This window comes from Alkanindiges hydrocarboniclasticus, from assembly GCF_001982605.1.
GTDB classification, from domain to species: Bacteria; Pseudomonadota; Gammaproteobacteria; order Pseudomonadales; family Moraxellaceae; genus Alkanindiges; species Alkanindiges hydrocarboniclasticus.
This window is the reverse complement of record NZ_MLCN01000030.1, coordinates 29,490-45,282: the sequence shown is the minus strand read 5'-3', so window position 1 is coordinate 45,282 and position 15,793 is coordinate 29,490. Positions and strand designations below refer to the sequence as shown.

Genomic DNA, 15,793 nt, shown 5'->3' with positions numbered 1-15,793 from the left:
CGGAGTGAAGTTTCATGAACGCCAACACCCCGATGGCCTTGCTAAAACAACGAGCCACTGAAAAAGCCAAACATAAAGATCCCAAGCGTTATTTGTGGTTGTTGAGTCCAGCCTTGCCCATGATTGGCCTTGCGGCTGCCACGGGTTATGCCATTGCACCCAAAAAGCTGCGTGCCTTGTCTGCACTTGGTCCAATTATGCTGCATGGTGTTATTCCGCTGATTGATAAAATCGTAGGCGCAGATGCCGAAAACCATCCGGAAGAAGCGATTAAAGAGCTGGAAAACGATCCGTATTACATGCGTATTGTTAAGGCCTATATTCCGGCACAATATCTGGCAACAGTGGTGGGCGCGTATGCAGCCAGCCGTAAGGGAACCCCCTTAATTGATCAAGTCATTCTCGGCATGTCTGTTGGCGCAGTCAATGGCATTGCCTTAAATACGGCCCATGAACTCAGCCACAAATCCGAAAAAGTCTATCATTATTTATCACATCTGGCGCTTTTACCAACCGGTTATATTCATTTCCGTATAGAGCATCCTTATGGGCACCACCGCCGCGTAGCCACCCCGGAAGATCCGGCATCTTCGCAAATGGGTGAAAGCTTCTGGCAGTTCTGGCCACGCACAGTAGTAGGTAGTTTTAAATCTGCAATTGAAATTGAAAGCCGCCGCTTAGAGCGTAAAGGTAAACAGTTCTGGTCCTTAGACAATGAACTGTTACAGGGCTGGGCAATGTCTGCGGCCTTTCATGCCAGCATGATTGCCCTGTTTGGCCGTCGTGTTATTCCCTATATGGCAACTCAGGCCGTATATGGTTTTACCCTGTTTGAGGTGATTAACTATCTTGAACATTATGGCTTAAAGCGTGAACAGTTAGCGGATGGCAAATATGTCCGTACCATGCCTGAGCATAGCTGGAACAGTAACAGCATGGTCACTAACCTGTTCCTGTATCAGTTGCAGCGTCATTCTGATCATCATGCCTATCCAACCCGTGCATTTCAGGCATTACGTCATTTTGAGGATGTTCCGCAGTTACCCGCCGGTTATTCCTCATTGTTGCTGCCTGCCATCATTCCACAGTGGTGGTTCAAGCTGATGGATCAACGTGTGGTTGATCATTATAAAGGCGACTTGAACAAGGCTAATGTGCATCCCAAGGCGCGTGCCCGCCTGTTTGCCAAATATGGGGTGGTGGATCAACTGCTCAATAAACTGGCCAAGCCTGCCGAAACAGTTTAAGCCACTTGTAAAGTGTTGTCGCTGTAGCCTGCAAAACCCGTCAATTGACGGGTTTTTTTATGGGCGAGTGTTCAAGACTATTTTTTAGATTGTTCTTGTATGGCAGTGTTTGCTAATGTGCAGTTTGGGAGAATCAAAAAAGCCAACACAAGGAAGCACAGGAATGGAATCAAATATAATTGTACAGCTACTGCCGCTGGCACTGGCTGTCGTCATGATGGGTTTGGGACTTGAGCTTAGCCTCAAGGATTTTGCCCGTGTTGCACAGCATCCAAAGGCCGTTATTATTGCATTGGTCTGCCAGCTTGTGGTGCTAACAGGGCTGGCCTTTGTTATTACACAGGTACTTAACCTGTCACCGTTACTGGCACTGGGCATGATGTTGCTTGCGGCCTCACCCGGTGGAGCCACTGCCAATTTGTATAGCTATCTGTTCCGGGGGGATGTTGCCTTAAACATTACCCTTACTGCTATCAATTCTATTCTGGCGGCTTTTACCTTGCCCCTGATTGTTAACTGGGCCAGCCGTTATTTCCTCAATAGTGATGAACAGCTTGGGCTGCAATTTTCCAAAGTCTTACAGGTATTTGCGATCGTAATTGTGCCTGTGGCTATTGGCATGGTCATTCGCAGATATGCGCCAAATTTTGCCCATCGGATGGATAAACCGGTACGGATTTTTTCAGTTGTGCTGTTGGTACTGGTGATTTTTGCAGCGCTTCTCAAGGAAAAAGCCAATTTGATGGGCTATTTATTTGAGGTGGGTATTGCGACTTCGGTTTTCTGTATTCTCAGTTTGTGTGTGGGATATTTCATACCGCGGTTTTTTGGAATTTCCGAGGCACAGGCACGCGCCAGTGCTTTTGAGATTGGCATCCATAACGGCACGCTGGCACTGACAATTGCGCTTAGCCTGATGAACAACATGACAGTTGCCATTCCTGCTGCGGTTTACTCTATTATCATGTTTATTTTTGCGGCAATTTTTGGTTTTATTATTAGCCGGGGCAAGCTTAATAAAGCAGGTTCTGTCTAGGCCACTTCAATGCAACAATCCTGATGGATAGAGCATAAAAAAGCCTGCTTAAATTCGGCAGGCTTTTTTATGTTAAGGAATAGCAACGGCTGCAATAGGTTAAAAAAAATTAATCGGGCTGGTCAGGAGCATAGGAAGAAGGGATATTTTTTTGATAATGCACCAGATCGCGAATATTTTTCTGTACCGCCACTGCACCAAATAAGGCTAATAAAAAGGCCATGGTATAAAAACCCTTGGCGCTTAAGGCCAGTGGAGCATTCCATAACCCTACCGCCAGCAAAGCGATACAAATGACCACCGAAGCCCAGCACAACCCAAAATAAATTCCGGTGACGGGAATATTCTCTTGCTGGTCACGCACAGTTTTTTGCAGGGAAACCGCTGAAAATAGCCCATACAAGATCACTATCAAATAATAGCCTTTTTCATGCAGGGAAAGCGGTGCATTCCATAATCCAATGCAAAAAGCGAAAGCACCTGCAAATAAGGCAATCCAGCTGGCACCTATAAACGCAGCCGTAGGACGATTGGTGATTGTAGTCATCATGATTATTCCCGTTTTTATTAATATGATATATGACATAAATGCCAAGCTGTTGTCCAAAAATATTTCGCAGCAAAATTGCCATGACACCCATTAACTATCACTATGGTGAATAGCAAAAGTAGACTATAATTGTCGCCTGTTTTTTAGCCTGTAGACATCAAGATGCATTATCCTAAAGCGTATGACGTGATTGTAATTGGCGGTGGTCATGCCGGTACTGAAGCCGCGCTGGCTGCTGCACGCATGGGACGACAAACCCTGCTGCTCACGCATAATATTGAAACTTTAGGACAGATGAGCTGCAATCCTGCCATTGGCGGCATTGGCAAATCGCATCTGGTGCGTGAAATTGATGCGCTAGGCGGTGCAATGGCACTGGCAGCTGATAAAGGTGGCATCCAGTTCCGGGTACTCAATGGCCGTAAAGGTGCAGCGGTGCGGGCAACCCGTGCACAGGCTGACCGTATTTTGTACAAGGCTGCTATTCGTGAGATTCTGGAAAACCAGCCCAATCTGGATATTTTTCAGCAGGCTGCTGATGATTTAGTGGTTGAGGGTGATACAGTCAAAGGCGTCGTCACGCAAATGGGCATCCGCTTTGATGCCAAATCAGTCGTGCTTACCACGGGTACATTTCTGGGCGGCGTGATTCATGTAGGGCTACAACAGTCGCGTGGTGGCCGTGCAGGTGATCCGCCATCCATTGCACTGGCAGACCGCTTGCGAGAACTGGATTTACCGGTTGGTCGCTTAAAAACTGGCACACCACCGCGTATTGATGCGCGTTCAGTAGACTTTTCAGTCATGACGCCGCAACCGGGTGACACACCAACGCCTGTCATGTCGTTTATGGGCGATGTATCCATGCATCCGCAGCAAATCAACTGCTACATTACGCATACCAATGAGCAAACCCACGATATTATCCGCAGTGGTCTGGATCGCTCACCCATGTATACCGGTGTCATTGAAGGCGTAGGGCCGCGTTATTGTCCATCTATTGAAGACAAAATCCATCGCTTTAGTGATAAGGACAGCCACCAGATTTTTCTGGAGCCAGAAGGTTTAACCACCCACGAGCTATACCCTAATGGTATTTCAACCAGCTTGCCGTTTGACATTCAGTTTAAGCTAGTTCGTTCTATCAAGGGCATGGAAAATGCGCATATCCTGCGTCCCGGCTATGCCATTGAATACGATTATTTCAATCCACAGGCCCTTAAGCCAACGCTAGAAACCAAGTCTATTAATAACCTGTTTTTTGCCGGGCAAATTAATGGGACAACCGGTTATGAAGAAGCAGGCGCACAAGGCCTGCTGGCAGGTTTAAATGCAGCGCGCCGTGCGTGGGATCAGGATGGCTGGACACCAAGTCGTGATCAGGCCTATATGGGTGTACTGGTCGATGACCTGATTACCTTGGGCACCAAAGAACCGTACCGCATGTTTACCAGTCGGGCCGAATACCGCCTGATGCTGCGTGAAGATAATGCCGACCAGCGCCTGACTGCCATTGGGCGTGAAATGGGACTGGTGGATGATGTGCGTTGGGCGCATTTCTGTGAAAAAATGGAAGCGGTTGAAAAAGAAACCGCACGCCTTAAAGCTTTGTGGGCTGCGCCTAATAACAAGCTGGGTCAGCGTTTTGTTGAGCAAACTGGCGAGGTGCTCAGCAAGGAGTGTAGCGCCATTGATTTATTGAAGCGCCCCAATGTGAACTTTGGTCAGATTGCCGAGCTAACGGGTTCAGACGTGACCCAACTGGTGGGCGAGCAAATTGAAATTGCAGTGAAGTATGCCGGCTATATTGACCGTCAGCAGGATGATGTGGCGCAACTGAAAAAACTGGAAGAAAGTTTATTGCCAATTGATTTTGACTACGATGCAGTTTCTGGTTTGTCCCGTGAAATTACCCAGAAACTTAAAGATGTGCGTCCAGCCAGTCTGGCACAGGCTGGCCGTATTCCTGGTGTTACGCCAGCAGCCGTCCATTTGCTGATGGTGACGTTGAAAAAGCAGGGCTTAAAACGCGCCAGTTAATTGGGATTACCCAGACCGCGTTGTAACGAGGTATATTAAAAAAGCCCTTTTAAAGTCTAAAAGGGCTTTTTTTAATGCTGTAATCTTTAGGCCAAAACAATTAAGGCACTTGCCAGCCCACTTCACGCAGCATCTGACTAAGCTTGATAAGTGGCAAACCCATCAACGCGGTAAAGTCTTCACCATGCATGGCTTCAAACAGGCTAATACCCAGACTTTCCGCCTTGATACTGCCTGCTGAATTAAATGGCTGGTCAAAAGCCACGTAACGCTGGATTTCAACGGCACTGAGGTTGCGAAAATGCACCAGAAAACGGATCAGTTCGGTACGATTAATATTGAGCTGCTGGCACTGCACATTTACCGCAGTCTCAAAATGCACCAGCTTGCCAGAAAGTATGCGCAACTGCTCATAGGCCCGGGCTGCGGTTAACGGTTTGCCAATAAATATATGAGGTTCACTTTCAATCCATACCACCTGATCAGAGCCAATTACCAGTGCATGCGGAAACTGCGCTGATATGGTGGCTGCCTTTTGTTCCGCTAGACGGCAGGACAGGGTTTGCGCATTTTCTCGTTCAAAAGGCGATTCATCAATTTCTGGGGAAATCACATCGAAGGGAACATTGAGGCGTGATAACAGCTGGCGCCGAATGCTTGAGGTTGAGGCCAGAATAATGGGTGGCCGAAATTGATCAGATCGCATAATTACGCAGCACCTCCAGTGATATAAAATCCAACGCCCGTTCATGGCATGCTTGTAATTTGATCGGGGGAGCAACCCCGGCATCATACGCTTCTTTCCAGCGTGTTACGCAAATGCACCAGAAATCACCCGGCTGCAAGCCATCGAAACCAATTTCCGGTAATGGTGTACTCAGGTCGTTGCCAACCTGCTGGGAAAAATTTAAAAACTCTGAGGTCATCTGTGCACATACCGTGTGCTGGCCCAGGTCATAAGGACCGGTATGGCAAAAGCCATCACGAAAAAAACCAGTAATCGGGTCGAAGCAGCAGCTTGCCAAACGCTCACCCAAAACGTTTCGAATATTCTGCGAAGGAACAGGGTTTATTGACATGGTTAAAATAGATCCAAAACCTGAAAGGGTAGACTTCTCTGTCTAGACAATAGGATTTTATACGTAATTTGTCCAATTCGTTTCGCAAAATTTCATTATTTCTTCGTAAATTGAAACATAGATTCCCGTAATGATTTGCTTTAACATTTGCGCCAATTATTTTGGCAATCATTTCGTGATAAAGGGTAGAGATTAAATGAATTTTCAACGTATGACCGATCTTGATTTAAACGGCAAGCGAGTTCTGATCCGCGAAGATTTAAACGTTCCGGTCAAAAATGGACACATTACCAGTGATGCACGCCTGCGCGCGGCACTGCCAACTATTCAACAGGCACTACAGCAGGGTGCGGCAGTTATTGTATGCTCCCATCTTGGCCGTCCGGTTGAAGGCGAGCCTAAAGCAGAACAATCCCTTGCGCCGGTTGCGCAGTATTTGTCAGATGCACTGGGTCAGGCCGTTGCCTTAAAAACTGACTACCTAAATGGCGTGGAAGTGAATCCGGGGCAAGTTGTGCTGCTGGAAAACGTACGCTTTAACAAGGGTGAAAAGAAAAACAGCGCAGAACTGTCGCAGCAATATGCCAATTTGTGTGATGTATTTGTTATGGATGCTTTTGGTACAGCGCATCGTGCTGAAGCATCGACTGAAGGGGTTGCCCGTCTGGCCAAGGTTGCAGCAGCAGGCCCGTTACTGGCTGCCGAGCTGGATGCACTGGGCCGTGCCATGCAGGCCCCGGAAAAACCTATGGTTGCCATTGTTGCTGGTTCCAAGGTGTCAACCAAACTGGATGTATTAAATTCCCTGTCCGGCATTTGTGACCAGCTGATTGTAGGGGGGGGTATTGCCAATACTTTCCTGGCTGCCGCAGGTTATAATGTTGGCAAGTCACTGTATGAAGCAGATCTGCTCGATACTGCCAAAGCCATTGCGGCCAAGGTAGACGTGCCTTTGCCTGTAGATGTAGTAGTTGCTGATGCCAGCCAGCTTAACGGTGATTTTATGGACTTTGTGACCAGCAGCCAGCCCGTAACCAAAAATGTTGGCGATATTGGCGACAATGACATGATTCTGGATATTGGCCCACAAACTGCTCAGCAGTTTGCTGCCTTACTGAAAAATGCCAAAACAATCCTGTGGAATGGCCCGGTTGGTGTATTTGAAGTGGATGCTTTTGGTAACGGAACTCAAACACTTGCACAGGCAATTGCCGACAGTGAAGGCTTTTCCATTGCGGGTGGGGGTGATACGCTGTCAGCGATTGATAAATATGAAGTATCTAATCAGATTGGTTATATTTCAACAGGTGGTGGCGCTTTTCTGGAGTTTGTTGAAGGCAAGGTCCTGCCAGCGGTTGCTATATTAGCCGAGCGTTATTCCAATAACTAATACCACTTGGTTTGTGAGGTGATTTATGAAACATTTTCTACTGATTGCTGCATTGGCAATTCCTTTTTCACTGGTTGCTTGTAGCGAGCGTACTCAGGAACATGCTGAAGCAACGGCCGATTCTGCTGCTCAGGATGCAAGCGTTGCTGCTGAGCGTGCCGAGCAGGAAAGCCGCGAAGCGGCTGCCCAAACTGCTGAAGCAGCTAAAACTGCTGGTGCTGTAGTTGCAGGCACTGCCATTAACGCTGCTGATGCTGTAGGTGACGCTGCTGATGATGCGCAGGCTGCTGCTGCCCGTTCTGCTGCTGATGCCGCCAATGCAACCGCTGAGGCAGCTAATAACACGGCCGCAAAAGCTGAGGCGAATGCCGCAGAAGAAACTGCTGATGCCAAAAGGGATTAATTAGTCCCTGTAGACATAAACCCTGCCAGTGAGCAGGGTTTATGTTTTTGTAGATGCATTACATCCAGTATGACTAATATCTGGCTATGCACTTCAAGTGGAGGGAAGCGCTTGGTAGCAGGTAGCAGTAAGTAATTACCTGCTGAATTTTTACCAATACTTAATATACTTAATACCTTTTGGTCTTTAAAACAGGCCCTTGGTTAATCTTGTAGTTAACAGTTTGTAAGCGTAAGTCATATTATTATTAAAAACCTTAGGCTTGTTCAATGCATCATTAGGCAAAAATAACTTGAATAAAAAAACTTACAAAACCATGTAAACCTACTGCCACAAGGCGAATTAATAAGTAGCTTCTTAGTATTCGTTAATTTTTTTACTACAAAATGCTTAACCGAACTTCAACATTTGCATAAGAAATTACAGACAGTGAGGGCTTTTCGATCAATTATGCCAATGCTAACCTGTCTGCGATTGATAAATACCAAGTTGCAATCAAGCTGGTGAAGTTTCCGCAGGTCTATCGGTTAAGAGAAAACCTGCTGTTACAGGCCAGGGTTATACCGATAAATAATTTAGATTCTTTAAGAGGTGATTTATGAAACATGCTTTATTAATTGCTGCGCTGACTATTCCATTGGCTCTGGGTGCCTGTAGCAACCGTGACAATGCTGAAGGAACCACTGACACCACTGCTGCTGGAACTACCGCTGACATGGGTGCTACAACTTCTACTGCCACTGATGGTGCCATGACTGACACCACCACTACCGATACTACCGGTATGGCCACAACAGATACCACTGCTACTGGCATGGGTGACACCACTACAACGGGTATGGGTGATACTACTGCTACTGACACAACCGCTACTACGGGTACTGCTGCAACAGGTACAACTGCTACTGCAGGTACTGGCAGTTCATCTGCTGCCAATGCTGCGCAGTCTGCTGCTGATGCGGCCAACTCTGCTGCTAAAGCAGCCAACGAAGCTGCTGCTGCCGCCACCAGTGGCAACACTACTGACAATAGCGCCCGCTAACTGACAGTAAATACAAATCCCGTACTTGCTACGGGATTTGTTGTTTTAGTACTTTTTGTTTGTTTTAAAAATTGAATCATCAAGAATAAAAATTCTTAATATCACTGACATATTGCTGGACACACGTTAGAATTGGCCTAATTTTCTGGAGGATAATATGGCACTGATTTCCTTGCGCCAGTTGCTTGACCATGCAGCTGAATATAATTATGGGGTTCCTGCTTTTAATGTAAATAATCTGGAACAAATGCGTGCCATCATGATGGCGGCAGACCAGACCAACTCTCCGGTGATTGTGCAGGCCAGCGCCGGTGCCCGCAAGTATGCCGGTGCACCATTTTTACGCCATATGATTCTGGCTGCCATTGAAGAGTGGCCACATATTCCGGTAGTTATGCATCAGGATCATGGTACCAGTCCTGATATTTGCCAGCGCTCCATTCAACTGGGTTTTAGCTCGGTTATGATGGATGGTTCACTGGGTGAAGACGGCAAAACCCCAACTGATTATGACTATAACGTGCGGGTAACCCGTCGTGTGGTTGAAATTGCCCATGCCTGTGGTGTATCGGTTGAAGGTGAAATTGGTTGTCTGGGCAGTCTGGAAACCGGCATGGCTGGTGAAGAAGACGGTGTAGGTGCAGAAGGCATACTGGATCATTCCCAGTTGCTGACTGATCCGGAAGAAGCTGCCCAGTTTGTTGCAGATACAGGTGTGGATGCACTGGCTATTGCGGTAGGCACCAGTCATGGGGCTTACAAGTTTACCCGTCCACCGACTGATGACATTCTGGCTATTGAGCGTATTAAAGAAATTCATGCCCGCATTCCAAATACCCACTTGGTGATGCATGGTTCCAGCTCTGTACCCCAGGACTGGCTGGCGATTATTAACCAGTACGGTGGCGAAATTAAGGAAACCTACGGTGTTCCGGTAGAGCAACTGGTAGAAGCCATTAAGCATGGTGTGCGCAAAATCAATATTGATACCGACCTGCGTCTGGCTTCTACAGGCGCAATCCGTCGTGAACTGGCCACCAATCCGGCCGAATTTGATCCGCGCAAGTTTTTTGCCAAGACCATTACCGCTATGCAGGAAATCTGTGTTGCACGCTATGAAGCTTTTGGTACAGCAGGTAATGCCAGCAAGATTAATCCTATTTCGCTAGAAAAAATGGTTAATCGTTACAGCAAATAAGCAGTTCTAAAGAAGCCTTAAAAAACCCCGTAGCCTGTTGGCCTGCGGGTTTTTTTATTTGAAACATTAATTAAAATAGCTAAATAATCTTTTTAAAATTAAAGCTTAACAATGTAGCCAAACGTATCTTGTATAACAGCATTGTAGTTATAGCCGTGCTTCCTGTTGTGATGTGTTATGAAGCTGTACCTGCATATTGAACGATCTTTCAATTTATCTTATTCATAGCGCTGGCAATACAGACAGGTCATAACATGCCTAGAAAAAGCCACTGGCTATTAGGCACAAAAACCCATCGCACTGGAGCAAATGATGATTAAGAATCCACAAACAGATAATGACGCCTTTAAAAGTGAACTGGCTGGCACTGATACGACTGATCGGCAAAATACTTCAGAAAAAAATGAACAGTTGGAGCAATATAAGGCAGATGCTACCAATGAAGCACTCCGTAGTAATCAGGGCATTAAAGTTGCAGATGATCAAAATACCTTAAAAGCGGGTACGCGCGGCCCCTCCTTGCTGGAAGATTTTTTATTCCGTGAAAAGATGACGCATTTTGACCATGAGCGTATTCCAGAACGGGTTGTGCATGCGCGTGGTGCCGCAGCACATGGTTATTTCCAGCCTTATAAGAATCATGCCGAGCTAACAAAAGCTGCGTTCTTGCAAGACCCCAGCAAGCAAACCCCGGTGTTTGTGCGTTTCTCACCCGTACAAGGCCCACGCGGTACATCGGACACGGTACGCGATACCCGTGGCTTTGCCGTGAAGTTTTATACCGAAGAAGGTAATTATGATTTGGTCGGTAATGACATTCCAGTATTTTTTATCCAGGATGCCATCAAGTTTCCCGATCTGGTTCATGCAGTAAAGCCTGAACCCCACAATGAAATCCCAACTGGTCAGTCTGCACATGACACTTTCTGGGATTTTGTATCCTTAACACCGGAAACTGCCCACCATGTAACCTGGCAGATGTCTGACCGCGCTATTCCGGTTAATTACCGTACCCGTCAGGGGTTTGGCGTTCACTCTTTCCGCTTTATTAATGCAGAAGGCAAAGCCCGTTTTGTGAAATTCCACTTTAAGCCGTTGCAAGGTGTTCTGTCGCTGCTGTGGGATGAAGCACAGAAACTGGCGGGTAAAGACCCGGACTATCAACGCCGTGATCTATGGGAATGTATTGAAGCTGGACTGTATCCCGAATGGGAATTGGGTGTTCAGGTGATTGAAGAGGAAGATGAACACAAATTTGACTTTGACATTCTGGATGCGACCAAACTTATTCCTGAAGAACTGGTGCCAGTAATTCCACTGGGTAAAATGGTGCTTAACCGTAATCCGGAAAATTTCTTTGCTGAAACCGAGCAGGTGGCGTTTTGTCCAGCGCATATTGTGCCCGGTATTGATTTCACCAATGATCCCTTATTGCAGGGCCGTCTGTTCTCTTATACGGATACCCAGCTATTGCGTCTGGGTGGACCAAATTTCCACGAGATTCCAATTAATCGGCCGGTATGTCCCTTCCACAATCATCAGCGCGACGGCTTCCATCGTCAAACCATTAACAAGGGGCGTGCGTCGTACAACCCCAATTCCATTGATAACAACTGGCCACGTGAAACCCCGCCAGCAGCAGCTCAGGGTGGTTTTGAAACCTATCAGGAGCGCGTGGATGGACACAAGATTCGCCAGCGCAGTCCATCATTTGGGGATCATTTCTCGCAGGCCCGCATGTTCTTTAAGAGCCTGAGCGCGCCTGAACAGCAACATGTGATTGATGCCTATAGTTTTGAATTGGGCAAGGTAGAGCGTCAATGGATTCGCGAGCGCACGGTCAATGAAATTCTGGCCAATATTGATCTGGAACTGGCCAAAAAAGTTGCAATGAATCTGGGTGTTGAGCCACCCGCTAAAGGTACGGTGGAGGTACCACAAATTAATATGCAAGCTTCACCGGCATTAAGCCAGATGAGCTTTTTGCCCAAAGATATCAAGGCACGCAAGATTGCTGTGCTAGTGAGCAATGGCGTCAATGCCGATACCGTTGAAACTATTTTAAACTGGGCGCTAAAAGAAATGGCGGTGATCAAGCTGGTTGGCCCAAGTCCGGCACCGGTTAAAACCAGTAAGGGTGAAATGCTTAAAGTGGATGCGGCAATGGATAGCATGCCGTCTATTATGTTTGATGCCGTTGTGGTGGTAGATGGCGATGATATTGCAGCCATGCAGCAAAATGGTGAAGGCTTGCATTATCTGCTGGAAACCTACAAGCATTTGAAACCACTGGTATTGCTGGGTGACAATGCCCAATTGCTAGAGCAGCTCCGCCTGACGCCAGACGAGGGTACATTAACCGGAAACGATTTTGCCAGTGTGCAGGATCAGTTAAAGCAGGGCTTGTTAAAACATCGGGTGTGGGCACGTGAACCACTGGCCAAAATGGTTCCAGCCTGATTTATTAAGTGTGGTAAAAAACCAGCCCAACTCAGGCTGGTTTTTTTATGGGGTAATAGATAGTGCGTAGTAATTGTTATTTAGGGCTTATTACTTAAGAGCTATAGGTTAGAACTTCCATTCAATCAGTTGTAAGCCGTGTTCATTCAGTAGGGCAATCATGGCGCTGCCATAGGACAAACCTGTTGCTAATCCTGCTGTTGATTCAGGCTCACGCCAGTCGCCAAGAACAATTCGTTTTTTGCCATTGTTGTATTCATGAATAGCTGGACGATGGGTGTGGCCATGCAGCAAAATGTCATGATGATTCAGGACAGTTGCGACGGCCTGTTCATTCACATCCATAATATAGGCAGACTTGCGCTGATGGCTGGCTTTGCTTTTTTGCCGGGCTTGCTGGGCAACCTTGCGCCGTAATGACAATGGCAAGTGTAGCAGGGTATACATAACCAATGGATTGCGAATAATTTTTTTAAAGCGCTGGTAAGAAATATCATCCGTACACAGGGCATCACCGTGTTCCAGTGCGACGCTTAAGTTGTTATTTTTAATAGTAATACGTTGTTTGGTAATTAACCGGCCACCAAAGCGCTGCATAAATTGCTGGCCCAGTGCAAAATCGCGGTTACCATGCATAAAAAAAATCCGGCTACCGCTGGCTGTAAATACTTGCAAGGCATGAACAATGTTATCCAGCCAAGCCGAATGGTCATCATCGCCTAACCAAGCTTCAAACCAGTCGCCTACAATGTATAGCTCATCAACCTCGGTACGATAGTGTTGCAGTAGATCTAAAAACCCCCGCACAAGGCGAGGGTGATTAGGGGACAAATGTAAATCAGCAATAAACAGTTGTTGCACGGGATTGCTCTAGACAAAAAAGCATGGTCAGCAGCCAGCTTATTCGCTGATTACTTTGGCAGATTCAATCACAATGTTTTCAACCGGTACATCGGAGTGATAGCCACGGTTGCCGGTTTTTACCTTTTTAATGGTATTTACCACGTCCATGCCTTCAACCACTTTACCAAATACTGCATAACCCCAGCCCTGTGGTGTTTTGCCAGTATGGTTCAGGAAAGTGTTGTTTTTCACGTTGATGAAAAACTGGGCGCTGGCAGAGTGCGGTGCATTGGTACGAGCCATTGCCACGGTGCCTTCTTCATTGGTCAGGCCGTTGTCTGCTTCATTTTCAATTGAATCACGGGTTGGCTTTTCCTTGAAGTTGGCATCCATACCGCCGCCCTGTACCATGAAGTTGTCAATCACGCGATGGAAAATCACGCCATCATAATGACCGCTTTTCACATAAGACAAAAAATTAGCCACAGTTTTTGGGGCTTTATCGCTATTTAACTCCAATACAATGCGACCTTTGTTGGTATTTAACTCAACTTGTGGGTGACTCATTGCTGTATCTCCAGGTTGTGCGGCAAAAGCCGTTTGAATTGGTTGAGTGATGAAGACGCAAACGGTAAACTGCATGGCGAGTAAACCGAGAAATTGCTGTCTAAACGAAAGTTTCCCTAAATAGAGAGGCATAGTTTTGACGAAATTTTCAAGATTTGCGAGTAGATTTTTCAATTTTCGTACCTAACCCTTTATTCTGTGTGTGATCCATATGAAGCCAAATGATGCTGCCACTGCGATGCCTGACTTGACCCCAAACACTTCCAACGCACCACAACAGCAGCAAGCACAGGCCGGTCTGGATTTCATTCGCCAGATTATTGCAGATGACCTGGCGAGCGGCAAACACAGCCAGATTGTGTCACGTTTTCCACCAGAACCCAATGGTTACCTGCACCTTGGCCATGTAAAGTCCATTTGCCTGAATTTTGGCGTGGCCATTGAAAATAATGGCCTGTGTAACCTGCGTCTGGATGACACCAATCCGTCTGCCGAAAAACAGGAATATGTTGACAATATTAAAAATGACATTCACTGGCTAGGCTTTAACTGGAATGGTGAGATTCGCTATGCCTCTAGCTACTTTGACCAGCTATATAACTGGGCGCTGCAACTGATTCAGCAGGGTGATGCCTATGTGGATTTGCAAACGCCAGAGCAAATCAAGCTCAATCGTGGCAGCTTTACTGAAGCAGGCACCAACTCGCCCAACCGTGATCAGACAGTGGAAGAAAACCTCAAGCTGTTTGAACAAATGCGCGCCGGTGAGTTCAACGAAGGTGCTGCGGTGTTGCGTGCCAAGATTGACATGGCTAGCCCCAACGTACACCTGCGTGATCCGGTATTGTACCGCGTGCTAAAGGCACATCATCACCAGACGGGTGACAAGTGGTGCATTTATCCCATGTATGATTATGCGCATCCATTATCTGATGCGATTGAAGGCATTACCCACTCACTGTGTACGCTGGAATTTGAAGATCACCGTCCTTTTTATGACTGGATTATTTCTAAGGTAGACACTCAGGCCAAACCGCGCCAGATTGAGTTTTCACGCCTGAATGTAGATTACACCTTAACCAGCAAGCGCAAGCTAAAAAAACTGGTAGATGATGGCGTGGTACAAGGTTGGGATGACCCACGCATGCCTACCGTAGCAGGAATGCGCCGTCGTGGTTTTACCGCTGAAGGCTTAAGGGATTTTTGCCAGCGTACCGGTGTATCCAAGGCCGATGGCGTAGTGGATATTGGCTTGCTGGAATTCTGTATTCGTCAGTCGCTGGAAAATACTGCACCACGCGCTATGGCCGTATTAAATCCACTCAAGGTAACACTTACCAATCTGCCGGAAAATATGACTCTGCATCATTCTCGTCACCCCAATGTGGATATGGGCGAGCGTGATATTCCTTTGTCTTCCGTGATTTACATTGATAAAAACGACTTTGCCGAAGTACCGCCAAAAGGCTTTAAGCGCCTAATTCCTGATGGCGAAGTGCGCCTGCGTCATGCCTATGTCATCAAGTGCAATGAGGTGATCAAGGATGAAAGCGGTGAAGTGGTTGAGCTAAAATGCAGCATTGACCCAGATACTTTGGGCAAAAATCCTGAAGGCCGTAAGGTGAAAGGCGTGATTCACTGGGTAGACAGTGCACAAGGTGTTCCTGCCGAAGTGCGTGTTTATGAACGACTGTTTGCCAATGCAAATCCCGAAGCAGGTGATGACTTTATGCAAAACCTGAATCCTGAATCGGTCAAAGTATTACAGGCAGTGATTGAGCCCTCATTGGCACAGGCCAGTGCCGGTGACCGTTTCCAGTTTGAGCGTGAAGGCTATTTTGTGGCGGATGAAAAAGACTTCACTACGGATAAACCCGTGTTTAACCGGATTCTGGATTTAAGAGATAGTTACAAGCCGAGTTAGATTTTTACTTCTGA

At 46.8% G+C, this 15,793-nt stretch carries 14 protein-coding genes; 9 read left to right on the top strand and 5 right to left on the bottom strand.

Translation table 11 applies throughout. The features are described from left to right. Nucleotides 1-32 precede the first annotated feature (32 nt). Together BKE30_RS11895 and BKE30_RS11890 are read left to right on the top strand one after the other, a co-directional pair. Nucleotides 33-1,247 (top strand): alkane 1-monooxygenase, encoded by a 1,215-nt coding sequence (locus tag BKE30_RS11895; protein WP_227518400.1) that lies wholly within the window; start codon nucleotides 33-35, stop codon nucleotides 1,245-1,247. 163 nt (nucleotides 1,248-1,410) lie between these two features. Then, nucleotides 1,411-2,283, top strand: a complete 873-nt coding sequence (locus BKE30_RS11890; protein WP_076878806.1) for a bile acid:sodium symporter family protein — start codon at nucleotides 1,411-1,413, stop codon at nucleotides 2,281-2,283. A gap of 109 nt (nucleotides 2,284-2,392) precedes the next feature. Here the strand turns inward: BKE30_RS11890 and yiaA are convergent, their stop codons facing one another. Beyond that, a complete protein-coding gene (gene yiaA, locus BKE30_RS11885; RefSeq protein WP_076878856.1) occupies nucleotides 2,393-2,830 on the bottom strand; it encodes an inner membrane protein YiaA in 438 nt (145 codons plus the stop codon). Nucleotides 2,831-2,995: 165 nt separating this feature from the next. Between yiaA and mnmG the strand changes: the two genes are divergently transcribed. After that, nucleotides 2,996-4,873, top strand: coding sequence for a tRNA uridine-5-carboxymethylaminomethyl(34) synthesis enzyme MnmG (gene mnmG / locus BKE30_RS11880; RefSeq protein ID WP_076878805.1), 1,878 nt, complete (start codon nucleotides 2,996-2,998; stop codon nucleotides 4,871-4,873). A 100-nt stretch (nucleotides 4,874-4,973) separates the two neighbouring features. Here the strand turns inward: mnmG and BKE30_RS11875 are convergent, their stop codons facing one another. Together BKE30_RS11875 and BKE30_RS11870 are read right to left on the bottom strand one after the other, a co-directional pair. Continuing rightward, the gene (locus BKE30_RS11875; RefSeq protein WP_076878804.1) at nucleotides 4,974-5,579 is read right to left on the bottom strand and encodes a Maf family protein; all 606 of its coding nucleotides are present in this window, start codon (nucleotides 5,577-5,579) and stop codon (nucleotides 4,974-4,976) included. Then, nucleotides 5,569-5,952: a DUF2237 family protein gene (locus BKE30_RS11870; protein WP_076878803.1), complete on the bottom strand. Its 384-nt coding sequence runs from the start codon at nucleotides 5,950-5,952 to the stop codon at nucleotides 5,569-5,571. The genes BKE30_RS11875 and BKE30_RS11870 overlap by 11 nt, the downstream gene beginning before the upstream one ends. 196 nt (nucleotides 5,953-6,148) lie before the next feature. Here BKE30_RS11870 and BKE30_RS11865 point away from each other — a divergent pair, with 196 nt between their 5' ends. From BKE30_RS11865 to katE, 5 genes are all read left to right on the top strand, one after another. Then, the gene (locus tag BKE30_RS11865) at nucleotides 6,149-7,342 is read left to right on the top strand and encodes a phosphoglycerate kinase (RefSeq protein WP_076878802.1); all 1,194 of its coding nucleotides are present in this window, start codon (nucleotides 6,149-6,151) and stop codon (nucleotides 7,340-7,342) included. Nucleotides 7,343-7,367: 25 nt separating this feature from the next. After that, nucleotides 7,368-7,745 (top strand): hypothetical protein, encoded by a 378-nt coding sequence (locus tag BKE30_RS11860; protein WP_076878801.1) that lies wholly within the window; start codon nucleotides 7,368-7,370, stop codon nucleotides 7,743-7,745. Nucleotides 7,746-8,343: 598 nt separating this feature from the next. Further along, on the top strand, nucleotides 8,344-8,787 hold the full coding sequence (locus tag BKE30_RS11855) for a hypothetical protein (protein WP_076878800.1): 444 nt from the start codon (nucleotides 8,344-8,346) through the stop codon (nucleotides 8,785-8,787). Nucleotides 8,788-8,944: 157 nt separating this feature from the next. After that, on the top strand, nucleotides 8,945-9,985 hold the full coding sequence (gene fba, locus BKE30_RS11850; protein WP_076878799.1) for a class II fructose-bisphosphate aldolase: 1,041 nt from the start codon (nucleotides 8,945-8,947) through the stop codon (nucleotides 9,983-9,985). 312 nt (nucleotides 9,986-10,297) lie between these two features. After that, nucleotides 10,298-12,445 (top strand): catalase HPII, encoded by a 2,148-nt coding sequence (gene katE, locus BKE30_RS11845; protein ID WP_143253723.1) that lies wholly within the window; start codon nucleotides 10,298-10,300, stop codon nucleotides 12,443-12,445. A 108-nt stretch (nucleotides 12,446-12,553) separates the two neighbouring features. Here the strand turns inward: katE and BKE30_RS11840 are convergent, their stop codons facing one another. Together BKE30_RS11840 and BKE30_RS11835 are read right to left on the bottom strand one after the other, a co-directional pair. After that, entirely contained in the window at nucleotides 12,554-13,306 is a 753-nt protein-coding gene (locus tag BKE30_RS11840) for a UDP-2,3-diacylglucosamine diphosphatase (RefSeq protein ID WP_076878797.1), read from the bottom strand. A gap of 39 nt (nucleotides 13,307-13,345) precedes the next feature. Next, entirely contained in the window at nucleotides 13,346-13,855 is a 510-nt protein-coding gene (locus tag BKE30_RS11835) for a peptidylprolyl isomerase (protein ID WP_076878796.1), read from the bottom strand. Between the two features lie 211 nt (nucleotides 13,856-14,066). Here BKE30_RS11835 and BKE30_RS11830 point away from each other — a divergent pair, with 211 nt between their 5' ends. Further along, nucleotides 14,067-15,779 carry a glutamine--tRNA ligase/YqeY domain fusion protein gene (locus BKE30_RS11830; protein ID WP_076878795.1) on the top strand — a complete coding sequence of 571 codons (1,713 nt, stop codon included), beginning with the start codon at nucleotides 14,067-14,069 and terminating at the stop codon, nucleotides 15,777-15,779. Nucleotides 15,780-15,793: the final 14 nt, after the last annotated feature.